Genomic DNA, 12393 nt, shown 5'->3' on the forward strand with positions numbered 1-12393 from the left:
TCTTACTCCCCCTCTAGCTGCTTCCATATCTCTTCCTTCGAAGACTTGCTCAGCTTCCTGTATTCGTTTCCTTCGAACTGGGCATCGAACTGGCAGACCGCTTTGTAATCGCAATACTGGCAAGGCGTCTTTGTCCCCATGCGATAAGGCTCAATAGATACATCGCCCGCCTGGATCGCGCTTCCTATGCGGCTAATCGTATTTCTGACAGAATGCCGAAGCACGTCCCATTGCTCATTGGTAACAACGGAGGAGCTGCTGTAAAAGCTTCCGTCGCGCTTCAGCGCAACCGGAAGAAGCTCTGAATAGCCAGTTTCCAATTCATCATCCATCAGCCTCACCGTTTCCGGGTCAGCCGTTACGAGCCCGCGCATTTTGTAGCGTTTTAGCAGCCTGTCACTCGCATCAATTGGGCTAATGCCGTTAGTCAGCGCCAAAATAGGATTATGCACGTGAAAATAAAGAACCCCGGCCGGAGAAGCAGGCTGTCCCAGCCATTCCTCTCCATAGGTCACCAAGACATCGAGATAGGTAAGCATCTGCAGCGACAGGCCGTTTGCAACCTCCTCGAGTCTAAGATGTGTCGCGCTCGATTTGTAATCAAGCACGCGCAGCAGCAGTCCTTCCTCGGTCTCCGCTGCGTCAACACGGTCAATTCTCCCGATAATTTCAATTTCGCCGCCATTTACAAGCGGAATGCGCAGGGAGGGCAGCGTTCCGTTGGGGCCAAAATCAACCTCCGTCCCCACGGGCTGGAATTGTGCTCTCCGCGCGTGCTCGCCAAGCATCAATGCTGCTTGTCCCACGATTTCTTTCAACTTGCGCGCGATGTATTTAAATCGGCCGCTGCTTAGAAGAATTTGAGATTGCAGCCTTGGTGCCAGCTCATCAACGGTTTCCGAGACGATTGCCTTCAGCTCCGCTTCCGATGCTTTGCCCCAGCCGCCTCCTAGCCCGGTCGCCAGCTTGCTGAGCGCCGCATGAAACAGCTGGCCTACGTCCGGAGCTTCGAGACGGTAGAGCTTTCTCTCCCTGAGCTTCAAGCCATGAATCGCAAAATGCTGAAACGGACAGGAAACGAACCGCTCCATCCGAGAGACGCTGACTTGTAAACGCGCGCCATAAAGCTCCCGGGCCGTTTCCCGCGAAAGAAATTGCGCCTTGTTCTCAAAGGTCAAGGAGCCTGCGAGAAGCTGGAGCTTTAACTGCCATTCCGGCCGGATCGCATACCAATTGTACAAATCCCACCAGAAAGGGGCGATATCCGCTCCCTGCTGCCATTTTCGAATTGCGCCGATCAAGTAAGACAATGTTCGCTGCGGCTGCGATACGAACTTCCTTTGCTCCGAGAGAGGGAGGTTTGGAGAAGGCTCTGCCGCGATGCTTTGCACTGGAATGCCGGGGAAAAGCTGGCGAACATGGCGCACGATCTCCGAGGGAAGCAAACTCTTCCCTTCCTCATCCGCCTGAGCCCAGCTGAGCCATAAATGACGGCTGGGGGTCGTCAAGGCGTTATAAATCATAAAACGCTCATCGAGCAATCGACGTCGAACCCCCGGAGCCATGGCAATACCGTCCTCAGCGAGCCGCTCCCGTTCCGCCTCGGTCAGAATGCCGTCCTCCTTCACGCGCATCGGCATAATGCCGTCATTTGCGCCGAGCACGTAGCATACCTTCACATGGCCAGACCTCGTCCGGTCCATGCTCCCGATCAGCACCTGATCGAGCGCGGGAGGAACGGCAGCAAGCTTCAAACTGTCCAATCCCGCTTCGACCATGCCCGCGAACAGCTCTGGCGAAACGGCTTCTTGTCCTGCAAGTTCCACTAATTGATCGAGCAGCTGCATTACGCTGTCCCAAAGCTGCCTATGGCTTCTCGCCCGCTGCGTCTTGCCGGCTTGGATATCCTGAATGCCCCAACGCTCCAGCCGATCCGCTGCATCGGAATGGTCAAGCAGGCGATATAACGCTTCGCACATTTCTTGCACGTTATTCGCCTTCTTCAATGCTTCTCCGAATCGGCGTAGCGGAGGCACAACAGCCTCTTTGGCAGCCAGCACGATATCAAATTCCCGCTGAGCCTTGTCGCTGATTTTGGTCTCCATGTCCTCATCGTCTTCGAGCGATACGGGAACTAATGGATGCCAGCGCTTGTCATCCAGCCATTTCCAGCCGTCGATGCCAGCTGCCAGCGCATAATTCTCCAGCAGGTCAAACCATTCCCTTAGCAGGCTGCCATCCATCGGGAACAGCATTTCGGTTTTTACGCAGCGAAAAACCGCATCATACCGCCAGCCAAACAATACCGTCTCCAGCGCGGACCGGATAAACTCTACGAGGGGATGATGAACTGCCTTTTCCTTCTGATCGACAAAATAGGGAATTCCGTAATCCGCGAATACAAGCCCAATGTAATCGGTATAATCCTCCGCATTCCGGACCATCACGGCGATATCACGCCAGCGCAGTTCTTCCCCTCTCGCCCTGCGGACAATATCGCGGGCGACAGCCTCAACCTCGGCCCGCCGGTTCGCTGCGGCATGCAGCGATACCCCGCAGCGCAAATCCTCGCACTCCAGCACCTTTTTATCCGAGAGCAGCATCGGAATCCGCTCGCTAAAATGCTTCTCCAAGTGCGCAAGCATCGGACTGCCCTTAAAGCGGATAGGAGGATTCTCGCCCAGCATAATCGGCTCTTCTGCATCAACGTTGGATGCGGAAGCCAGCGCCATTAACGTATTGTAAGTTTCAGCCGTAGGATGAAACAGCTCCAGCTCATGCGGCTGCTCGCCTAATCCGTAAGGACGGTTAAGCGTCAGCGTAACCGTTACCTGCGCGGAGGATGCGATTAACGCGCCTAAGGCTTCATATTCGGTAGGGGTAAAGCCATAAAATCCGTCCACCCAGATTTGCGCGCCGCGCATAGCGTCTGCGTCAGCAAACCCGTTTTTCAGATAACGCAAATAATCCTCGGCGTCGATATACAAGCCCGCGAGTTCCTGTTCCATCTGATGGTAAATTAGCTGTAAATCATGCAGCTTGCGCTTCAATAAGCTAGAGTGCTCAGCGCCTGACGACGCAGCGTCCTGCTTGCCTTGCAAAAGCTCTGAGTCCACCCCATACCGTTTCCACTCGGTTAACAGCTCGGCAAGCCTGTCGATGAAGCCCGGCTGCTCTGCGCCGCTTTGAAACAGCTCCAGCTGCTGACCTAACCGATGAACGATCTTATAGAGAAGCATATGCTTCCCCGTATCGCCGATCGGAACAAGCGCAGTTCCGCCGGTTTCCTGCATAACCCGGAAAGCCAGGCGCCGAAAGCTAAGCGCCTGTGCCCTAATCGTGCCGTTTAAATCGCCATTTTGCAGCAAAGCATACTCCGTTTGGAAGGTAGCTTGCTCCGGAACCAGCATAATAAGCGGCGGTCCGTCCGGCTCCCGTTGCAGCTGCTCTCTTATTTCATTCAGGCAATAGGATGTTTTACCGGATCCCGAACGCCCGATGACAAAGCGAAGCGTCATATGCAGCCCTCCCGTCTTTTCGATATTACGCGATTATTTGCTTCTCACTTCAAAAATCGCGAATTTCAAGTAATGGCCCTCGTTCACTCCCAGCAGCTGCGGGTGGTCCTTGCCTGCTGCACGCCACTCTACTAATCTGAGAAGCTTTCCTGCATCCGCTGCTGCCTCCTGGATCGTTTCCAGAAACAATTCGGGGCGCATGTGGTAGGAGCAGCTTGCCGTTACAAGATATCCGCCCTCGTTCACGAGCTTAAGCCCCTGCAAATTAATGTCCTTGTAGCCGCGGCAAGCGCCAGGGACAGCGCTTTTGGTCTTCGCGAATGCGGGAGGATCCAAAATAACGACATCCCATGTCCTACCCGCAGCGCCTTCCAGCTTCTTAGAGGTATCCACGCCTCCGAGACCGCGCTGCTTTTTATCCTCAATGCCTTTCACTTGGGCACGCAAATACTCAAAAGCATCGGCGACAACAAATTCGACCCGCTCCGAAAAACCGTTCCGCGCGACATTGCGCTTCGCTGTTTCAATCGCATGCTCCGAGACATCCAGGCAGGTTACCTTCTTGGCACCGTATTTGCAGGCATGGAGCGTGAAGCTGCCGGTATGCGCGAAACACTCGAGCACGGAAGCACCGTCCCAATAGGGAAAAGTCACGATTTTTCCGTTTGCGTTTACAGGAACCTGATCTGCCGATAGAGCAGAATTGTTATTCGTATTTCCTGCTGCTTCGATACGGCCCGACTCTGCTGCTTCACGGTCTACCAACCGGATTCCGCTTCGTCCACCCCAGCCTGTCATAAGCGGCGCGATTGCAGCCCTATTTTCGCGTTGGTCGAAAAAGTAGCCTGTTTTCTGGCCTTCTACGATATCGACCTCCAGCTTCAAGCCATTTTCTTCGATCTCAAGGATAGGCGGGCACTCCCCGTACAGCGTACCCGTGCGCTCCTCCAGCCCCTCAAGCACGCGCACGCCAACATCGCTTCGCTCATAAATACCCTGCGGCTGAAATACGTCAACCAATGCTTCAATCAATGCTTCTCTTCTAACATCCATTCCGAGTGTCAAAAGCTGCAGCACCAGCACGTTATTGAACCGGTCAACGACGAGACCTGGCAGAAAATCCGCTTCCCCGTATACGAGGCGGCAATCGGCATCCGGAACAAAGCGGCTGCGGTGCTCCTTACAATGACGAAGCCTGCCGCGGAAGAAATCGGCATCCATTTCGGCAATCGGCTCATAAGAAACGATTCTAACGGTGATCTGGGATTTCGGATTCCAATAGCCCGTGGCCAAATAACGTCCTTGATGGTTAACCACATCGACCAAGTCGCCAGGGTTAGCCTCGCCTTCCAAGCGATCGATTTCAGTAGCGTACACCCAAGGATGACCCTGCTCCAATCTTTTCTTTCTGGCTTTTTGAAGATATATTTTTGAATTGCTCACGTTTATCTCGCTTCCCCTCAAATGGACTTGCTTGTCATGCTTGTCTTTCATGCAGCATATGTATATCTACAAAACAAAACACGAAATCAACTATAAGGAGATATCAAATGGTTCAATCCATTCTCATTCCCATGCTGCTCGGCTTCTCTGTATTCATGTGCGGCATGAAGCTGATGGAGCTTGCGCTGCATCGATTGGGAGGCCCGTATCTGACCCGTATCCTTGAAAGGTCAACGGCAACTCCAATTCACGGACTAGCAATCGGAACGGCTACCACAGCTTTCCTGCAAAGCAGCACGGCTGTCACCGTTATTGCCATTGGCATGGTCAATGCCCGCCTGCTGACATTCCCGCGTACCCTTGGCATCATTCTCGGAACCAATATCGGTACATGCATTACGACCGAATTAATCGGTTTAAATTTAAATAAACTAGCCTTGCCTTTGCTTATCGTCTCTATTGGACTATGGCTTGCAACGGCATTGTTAGGCGAGATTAGACTATTTCCGGCCATACGCAGTGCCGGTTGGATTCATTCGGTTCGGTCTTCCTCGGTCGTTTTGTGCGGCTTCTCGCTCCTCTTGACTGGAATGGCGATGATGCAGGGCGTAGGACCGGCCGTTCAGGAAAGCACGATGTTTGCATGGTTTCTGGACAAAGCGGATGACAGCCTATGGTGGGGACTTGCAGCAGGTGCTCTGCTTACCGCAGCCGTGCATAGCAGCGCTGCCGTTATCGGGATTATCATGGGCTTCGTATCGCTCGGAGCAATGCCGATCGAGGTTGGAATCGCGGTCGTGCTAGGCGCTAATATCGGCACCTGCGCCACGGCAATTCTCGCTTCGATCGGGGGATCGAAGGCTGGCCAATACGTGGCTTGGTCGCATGTCATCTTAAATGCAGGAGGCGCCTTGCTGTTCATGCCGTTTATCGGCGAGCTGGCGAACCTCTCAGCATGGATTTCCTCATCGACTTCTGGACAAATCGCCCATACCCAAACGATATTCAACATCCTAAGCTCCTTGATTGCGCTCCCCTTCTGCTACCTTCGGGTATTTCGGAAGCTCGATCCAATCATAAAACACTAATCCGTTTGAAGTCCCAGCAGTTGAAAAGCACCTGCTACGATACGGTGATTGTTGTCGTAGCCGGATTGCTTTTGACGCTTCCAAGCCTCTTGCGGTTCAAACCAATCGACACCTCTGATTTCCTCTACCTGCGCTTGCAGGGAGCCGCCTACCGCCTCAACCAAATAATAATGAACCTCTTTATCGACAATTCCATGCGCATCATGCTCGTATTGATATTTGATTTGGTCAATCGGAGCGATGATTACGCCTTCAAGACCCGTTTCTTCAACGATCTCCCGCAAAGCGGTTTGTTCAATGGTTTCGCCGGCCTCCATCTTGCCTTTGGGCAGAGAAACTTTGCCGTATCGATCCTGAATGAGCTGAATTTGCAGCTTTCCTTCCTCGGTGCGGCGATAAACGACACCACCTGCTGAAATTTCCTTCATGTCCGTTTCCCCCTTGCAGCATTAAATGAATAGTATATGCAGCAAAGGATTCCTCCATCGAATCCCCAAAAAAGGAATCGATGAACAAAGGAATCCCCGCATTTGTTACGTTTTAGATGAATCTACGCTCTCATTGCTTCCGGACGCTCGAGTACAAAGCTGTGCTGTTCCGCTTCGCCTGCCGTTGCCGGCAATGCATCCATCACCCGGACGAGCTTTGCACGGCATTCGTTGACTCCGGCCTCCGTAATTTTGACACGGCACAGCTTGCCGATCAGCTCTTCCGTGCCGTCGAAAACAACTTGAATGTAGTTGTCCGTATAGCCCATCACAAGCCCTGTTCCCGGCGCGCCTTTATAATCACGCTCTGGAATGACGTCCAATACCTGGCCAACGTATTGCTTCGCATACGCGAGCTGCATTTTCTCGGACAAGTCGATCAGCTTGTGCACGCGTTCGTTTTTCACTTCGTCATCCACCTGTTCATCCATCCGCGCAGCAGGCGTACCTGTACGCTTCGAATAAGGGAACACATGCATTTCGGCAAACTTCAGATCTTCCATGAATCGGAAGCCTTCTTCGAACATTTCTTCCGTTTCGCCTGGGAATCCGACTATGACATCCGTCGTTATGGCTACGCCGGGCATGGCTTCATGCAGCCTTTTAATTTTTGCGGCAAACTCAGCTGTCGTGTACTTCCGGCGCATCCGTTTCAAAACGGAATCCTCGCCGGCTTGCAACGGAATATGCAGATGTCGGCACATTTTGCTGGAGCGGTTTAGAACATCGATCATAGCGTCGTCGATTTGGCTGGCCTCGATCGAGCTGATGCGAATCCGCTCAAGCCCATCTACCTTATCCAAATCCCAAAGCAAGCTTGTCAAATTGTAGTTTTCCATATCATCGCCATAGCCGCCGGTATGGATACCGGTCAATACGATTTCTTTATAGCCGGAAGCAACAAGCTGCTTCGCCTGCTCCAATACGCTTTGCGGCGCACGGCTGCGCGAGAGCCCGCGTGACCAAGGAATGATGCAGAACGTGCAGAAATTGTTGCAGCCCTCTTGGATTTTCAAGAAGGCCCGTGTGCGTTCAGAGAAATCCGGAACATCCAGCTCCTCGAAATCACGGGTCTTCATAATGTTGCGTACTGCGTTAACCGGCTTGCGGTCATCTTGGATTTGATTGACGAAGGACATAATTTTCTCGCGGTCCTGCGTACCGATTACGAGATCCACGCCTTCGATGGCCATAATTTCAGCTGGGGACGTCTGAGCGTAACAGCCCGTCACCGCAATGACGGCATCCGGATTGCGGCGGACGGCCCGTCTAATAATTTGACGGCTCTTCTTGTCACCCGTATTCGTTACCGTACAGGTATTGATCAAATATACATCTGCGGTCGCTTCAAAATCGACCTGTTCATAACCTTCATTTTTGAATAGCTGCCATATCGCTTCTGTGTCATAGAAGTTCACTTTGCAGCCCAGCGTATAAAATGCGACTGTTGGCATAGTTGTTACGCTCCTCCCATTTCTCCGGATTCATATAGTAAGCAGGTTAATCCTACGATCCCCGCTGTTTCCGTTCGTAATATCCGTCTGCCCAATCCGACTAATACGGCTCCTGCCGCTTCTGCTTCTGCCGCCTCGCGGTCGGTGAAGCCGCCCTCGGAACCGACGATTAGCAGCACTTTCGGATTGCTGACCGCGTCGATGCGCGAAGCCCACTGTTGAACCGCCGTTCGGATTCCTCTGCCATGGGCAAGATGCCCTTCCCGCTCGTAGCAAAACAAAACCAGATCATACTCCGCTGCAGATTTCATTAGCTCGCGCCAGCTGTGCAGCGGCTCGATGACAGGAATACGGCTGCGATGTGCTTGTTCTGCCGCTTCCTTCGCTATTTTGCTCCAGCGTTCGATACGTTTGGCTTCCTTCTTGGCATCGTACTGCACAATCATGCGCTCCGACTGGAATGGGATAAACGCAAAAGCGCCAATCTCCGTGCCTTTCTGAATGACAAGCTCCATCTTATCGGCTTTGGGCAAGCTCTGCGCGATGGTTACAGCCCATTCCGGCTCGCTGTCGTTATCCATCATCTCGACAATTTCAGCCTTAATGATGGAAGGCGTTGCTTCTAAAACAGATACAAGCGCCGTACGTGACTGACCATCGCTGACGATGAACTTATCGCCCGGTTTCGTTCGCATGACACGGACGGCATGATGCGCATCCTCGCCAACTATGCGGACTTTGGAGTCGCCAAACTGCTCCGCCGCTACAAAATATCGTTGCATTTTTGTTTTCCAACCACCCTTAAACAAATTCCATCCTTCATAATAGCATGTTTATCTTCCACAAATCTATCAGAAAGGGTTGCCAGCAATGAACCTTCGCAAGAACCATTGGTTTTCATTTAACTGAAAATTTGATTCGCTATTAATGCCGTATTTCTGATCAAATCACCGGACAAAGCTAATACCGGATCTATCGTAACTCTTCTGAGCGGCGGAATAAACACGATAAGTAAAAAAATATACGTGCCCCAGTGCGAGTATTCATCCATCTTCAGACGAACCTTCAATGGCACGAGGTCCGCGATAATACGATAACCATCAAGCGGCGGCAGCGGTATTAAGTTAAATACGAACAATAAAAAATTAATGGATATTATATAATTAAAAGCTGTACTTACTGCACTCACTACACCTACTGAACTGTTGTCAAGAATACCGGACGCACTGATCCCGATAATGATAAATACAGAAATGATGCCTACCAACAGGTTGCTAACCGGTCCGGCTGCAGTAACGATTATCCCCATTAACCTAGGGTTGCTAAAATTGTTTGGATTAACAGGGGTCGGCTTTGGCCATCCGAACCCCGCGATTAACAGCAGCAATGTACCTAAAATATCCAAATGTACACGCGGATTTAAGGTTACCCTTCCAGCCTTGTATGCTGTATTGTCCCCGAATTTATAGGCGCTGTATGCATGAGCAAACTCATGGACCGTAAAGCCAATGGCGATCGCAATTAATAAAAACGGCAATTCCTCAAGCGGGTAGCGCAAAAAACTCTGCAAATCCATTAAATCACCTGCGGCTTTCTCGCTACGAATGCGATCCATTCCTCATCGCGGCGCTTCTCGATAATTTCGAAGCCTGAACGAATCAACCCTTCTTCCACATCGGTCTCCTTGTTCTTATAGACCCCGGAAGCAATGTAAATGCCATTCGGCTTAAGCGCGGCGTATACATCGTCAACAAAGAGCAGGATGATTTCTGCCAAAATATTTGCAACGACCAAATCGACAGGCACCGTAACCGCGGTAGAAGCCAATGCGGATCCATTTCCTTCTCCTGTTTGACCTTCCTTGATTACGCCGAGCAAGTCGCTCAGCCTAACTTCTACTTGCTCCGAAAGATCGTTGAGCTTAACGTTCTCGGTAGCGCTCGTTACGGCAATCGGATCAAGGTCAAGCGCAAGCACGCTTTTTGCTCCCAAACGGCAAGCGCCGATCGCGAGAATACCGGAACCCGTTCCGACATCGATGACTTCTTCTCCGCCGCGGATCACGGACTCAAGCGTCTGCAGGCATAACGCTGTCGTAGGATGCGTGCCAGTACCGAACGCCATACCCGGATCGAGTTCAATAATCCGCTCATTCGGGCCTGCCTCGTATACTTCCCATGTCGGCTTGATCGTCAGCGTGTCCGAAATACGGAGCGGCTTGAAATACTGCTTCCATGCCGTTGCCCAATCCTCATCGTCTACCACGAGCGCCGAATATTCTGCGTTACCGGGATCGATGTCAAACTCACGAAGCTGTTCTACACGCGGCCTGATTGCTGCGATTAGGGCATCCGTATCTGTGTCTTCTCCAAAATAGCCCTTAATTATCGCTTGGCCTTCTGGAATATCATTAAGCGGAAGTTCATACCACTGCCCAAGGGACGTGTCGCGCTGCTTGCTCAAAGTTCCCGATTCTTCGATCGATACGCCTCCCGCACCGAGTTCATGCAAAAAGTTCGATATCATCTCTTGCGCTTCTTCCGTTGTCGAGATCGTAATTTCATGCCATTTCATATGTAATTTCCTCCAGTAACAATCGTAAACGGCCATTGCCGACCGCAATCGGCAAGACAAACGTTTCGCTTTAAAAACCTAACATCTATTGTACACCAGAGTAGGGCCTTTACACAAAAAAATGATACAATAGTACCGATTTCAATGGTGTTCGTGACGTCAAAGAGACTGCAGGCTTTTACGCCTGCAGTCTCTTTATTGTTCATTCAATGTGGTATTGGCATTGCCGCCTATTTGCGAGATTAGATGCAGCGCACGTTCAGCGACGCTCTCATCCACGGTAGCCGTCAACAAACCGCTGTCCAGAAGGCCGTTGACTTCAACCGCGCGCAAGGCTTGCAGCTTACGCCATGCCTCCTGGGCAGCACCTTCACCCTCAAAGGATGCTTGAATTTCAATTTGGCTCATTATTCCTGCTCGTTGCGCTGATCGGCAGCAGCGGCACGCTGTGCGGCTTTGCGGTCAGCTTCGTCTGCAAGCTCCTCGGAAAACTCCACATCTTCATTTTTTCCTATAGGCAAGTTACCAAAGTTTTGCTTTTCCAAATTGTTGTTCTCTGTCATTGTTAAATTACCTCCGATGTTTGTAGATGTATGGTTTTCCTACCCGAATAGAATATGTTTGTCCGGCAAAATCTATACAGGTCTAAAAAGAAAAAAAGACGTGCCGGGTTATTCACCGCGGAACGCCTTTTTCATTTTCTCAAATATAGATTCATGATGCTCTTGGTCGCCCGAGACCGCATCGCCGCTTAATCCGCCAAACTGGCGAAGCAGTTCCTTCTGGTCATCCGTTAGGCTTGTCGGCGTAACAATGGTAACCTTCACATGCTGATCGCCCTGGCCATAGCCGCGAAGCTTAGGAACACCTTTGCCTTTAAGCCTAAAGTACGTGCCGGTTTGCGTGCCTGCCGGCACCTTCAGCTTAATCTTCTCCGTCAGCGTAGGAATCTCGATTTCATCCCCAAGCGCTGCCTGAACGAAAGTTAACGGAACCTCGCAATAAATATCATCGCCTTCACGCTCGAAGAACTCATGAGGCTTCACGCGAATGACAATATACAAATCGCCTGCAGGTCCGCCGCGAAGTCCGCCTTCGCCTTCGCCCGACATCCGAATTTGCGCGCCGTCGTCTACGCCCGCTGGAATTCGGATATTGATTTTGCGTTGACGCTTCACTTTGCCGGCGCCATGACAAGTTGTGCATTTATCTTTAATTACGCGGCCCGTGCCGCTGCAATTCGTACAAGCGCGGCGGTTGACCATACGGCCGAACGGCGTATTTTGAACAACCTCCTGCTGTCCGCTGCCTTTACATACCGAACAGGTTTCCGGTTTAGTGCCCGGCTTAGCTCCGTCCCCATGACAGGTATCGCAGGTTTCTGTGCGCGGAATCGTAATTTCGGTTTCCTTGCCAAAAACGGCCTCCTTAAATTCGACAGTCATCGTATATTGCAGATCGTTACCGCGCTGCGGCGCGTTCGGGTCGCGGCGTCCGCCGCCTCCGCCGAAAAACATGTCGAAAATATCGCCAAAGCCGCCGCCGAAATCACCGCCGCCTCCGCCGCCCATGCCTTGGTTCGGATCAACATGGCCGAACCGGTCATACGTCGAGCGTTTGCCGTCATCACTTAAGACGTCGTACGCTTCCTTCACTTCCTTGAACTTTGTCTCCGCATCCGCAGCCTTGTTCACATCGGGATGAAACTCCCTCGCGAGCTTGCGGTAAGACTTTTTAATTTCGTCTGCCGAAGCGTCCTTGCCTACGCCCAGCACCTCATAATAATCGCGTTTGCTTGCCACCTGTTCTCACCTCCGCTATCTATCAT

At 51.7% G+C, this 12393-nt stretch carries 11 protein-coding genes; 1 reads left to right on the plus strand and 10 read right to left on the minus strand.

The features are described 5' to 3' along the window. Positions 1-2: 2 nt before the first annotated feature. Positions 3-3518: a helicase-exonuclease AddAB subunit AddB gene (addB, locus tag ACN6MW_RS01325; protein WP_419873887.1), complete on the minus strand. Its 3516-nt coding sequence runs from the start codon at positions 3516-3518 to the stop codon at positions 3-5. A gap of 33 nt (positions 3519-3551) precedes the next feature. After that, entirely contained in the window at positions 3552-5012 is a 1461-nt protein-coding gene (locus ACN6MW_RS01330; RefSeq protein ID WP_419873888.1) for a class I SAM-dependent rRNA methyltransferase, read from the minus strand. Positions 5013-5068: 56 nt separating this feature from the next. On the opposite strand from ACN6MW_RS01330, the gene ACN6MW_RS01335 reads away from it, so the two are divergent. Beyond that, a complete protein-coding gene (locus tag ACN6MW_RS01335; RefSeq protein WP_419873889.1) occupies positions 5069-6049 on the plus strand; it encodes a Na/Pi cotransporter family protein in 981 nt (326 codons plus the stop codon). Here ACN6MW_RS01335 and ACN6MW_RS01340 read toward each other — a convergent pair. The 8 genes from ACN6MW_RS01340 to dnaJ form a co-directional block, all read right to left on the minus strand. Continuing rightward, entirely contained in the window at positions 6046-6477 is a 432-nt protein-coding gene (locus ACN6MW_RS01340; protein ID WP_419873890.1) for an NUDIX hydrolase, read from the minus strand. The genes ACN6MW_RS01335 and ACN6MW_RS01340 overlap by 4 nt on opposite strands. A gap of 122 nt (positions 6478-6599) precedes the next feature. Then, positions 6600-7991 (minus strand): tRNA (N(6)-L-threonylcarbamoyladenosine(37)-C(2))-methylthiotransferase MtaB, encoded by a 1392-nt coding sequence (gene mtaB, locus ACN6MW_RS01345; RefSeq protein WP_419873891.1) that lies wholly within the window; start codon positions 7989-7991, stop codon positions 6600-6602. 5 nt (positions 7992-7996) lie between these two features. Further along, the gene (locus tag ACN6MW_RS01350; protein ID WP_419873892.1) at positions 7997-8773 is read right to left on the minus strand and encodes an RsmE family RNA methyltransferase; all 777 of its coding nucleotides are present in this window, start codon (positions 8771-8773) and stop codon (positions 7997-7999) included. Between the two features lie 119 nt (positions 8774-8892). Beyond that, on the minus strand, positions 8893-9606 hold the full coding sequence (locus ACN6MW_RS01355; protein ID WP_419873893.1) for a site-2 protease family protein: 714 nt from the start codon (positions 9604-9606) through the stop codon (positions 8893-8895). After that, positions 9567-10565 (minus strand): 50S ribosomal protein L11 methyltransferase, encoded by a 999-nt coding sequence (gene prmA, locus ACN6MW_RS01360; protein ID WP_419873894.1) that lies wholly within the window; start codon positions 10563-10565, stop codon positions 9567-9569. The genes ACN6MW_RS01355 and prmA overlap by 40 nt, the downstream gene beginning before the upstream one ends. A 195-nt stretch (positions 10566-10760) precedes the next feature. Beyond that, on the minus strand, positions 10761-10973 hold the full coding sequence (locus tag ACN6MW_RS01365) for a hypothetical protein (protein WP_364149274.1): 213 nt from the start codon (positions 10971-10973) through the stop codon (positions 10761-10763). Beyond that, positions 10973-11128 carry a YfhD family protein gene (locus ACN6MW_RS01370; protein ID WP_419873895.1) on the minus strand — a complete coding sequence of 52 codons (156 nt, stop codon included), beginning with the start codon at positions 11126-11128 and terminating at the stop codon, positions 10973-10975. The genes ACN6MW_RS01365 and ACN6MW_RS01370 overlap by 1 nt, the downstream gene beginning before the upstream one ends. 108 nt (positions 11129-11236) lie before the next feature. Then, positions 11237-12367 (minus strand): molecular chaperone DnaJ, encoded by a 1131-nt coding sequence (dnaJ, locus tag ACN6MW_RS01375; protein WP_419873896.1) that lies wholly within the window; start codon positions 12365-12367, stop codon positions 11237-11239. Between the last annotated feature and the right edge of the window lie 26 nt (positions 12368-12393).

This window comes from Pristimantibacillus sp. PTI5, from assembly GCF_048572955.1.
Taxonomy (GTDB): Bacteria; Bacillota; Bacilli; order Paenibacillales; family Paenibacillaceae; genus Pristimantibacillus.

What these genes read in the sequence shown, in the direction of transcription:
- ACN6MW_RS01335 (WP_419873889.1), top strand. Translation starts at nt 5,069, where the DNA reads ATGGTTCAATCCATTCTCATTCCCATGCTGCTCGGCTTCTCTGTATTC.
- ACN6MW_RS01370 (WP_419873895.1), bottom strand. Translation starts at nt 11,128, where the DNA reads ATGACAGAGAACAACAATTTGGAAAAGCAAAACTTTGGTAACTTGCCT.
- ACN6MW_RS01365 (WP_364149274.1), bottom strand. Translation starts at nt 10,973, where the DNA reads ATGAGCCAAATTGAAATTCAAGCATCCTTTGAGGGTGAAGGTGCTGCC.
- ACN6MW_RS01340 (WP_419873890.1), bottom strand. Translation starts at nt 6,477, where the DNA reads ATGAAGGAAATTTCAGCAGGTGGTGTCGTTTATCGCCGCACCGAGGAA.
- prmA (WP_419873894.1), bottom strand. Translation starts at nt 10,565, where the DNA reads ATGAAATGGCATGAAATTACGATCTCGACAACGGAAGAAGCGCAAGAG.
- ACN6MW_RS01350 (WP_419873892.1), bottom strand. Translation starts at nt 8,773, where the DNA reads ATGCAACGATATTTTGTAGCGGCGGAGCAGTTTGGCGACTCCAAAGTC.
- addB (WP_419873887.1), bottom strand. Translation starts at nt 3,518, where the DNA reads ATGACGCTTCGCTTTGTCATCGGGCGTTCGGGATCCGGTAAAACATCC.
- ACN6MW_RS01355 (WP_419873893.1), bottom strand. Translation starts at nt 9,606, where the DNA reads ATGGATCGCATTCGTAGCGAGAAAGCCGCAGGTGATTTAATGGATTTG.
- ACN6MW_RS01330 (WP_419873888.1), bottom strand. Translation starts at nt 5,012, where the DNA reads ATGAAAGACAAGCATGACAAGCAAGTCCATTTGAGGGGAAGCGAGATA.
- mtaB (WP_419873891.1), bottom strand. Translation starts at nt 7,991, where the DNA reads ATGCCAACAGTCGCATTTTATACGCTGGGCTGCAAAGTGAACTTCTAT.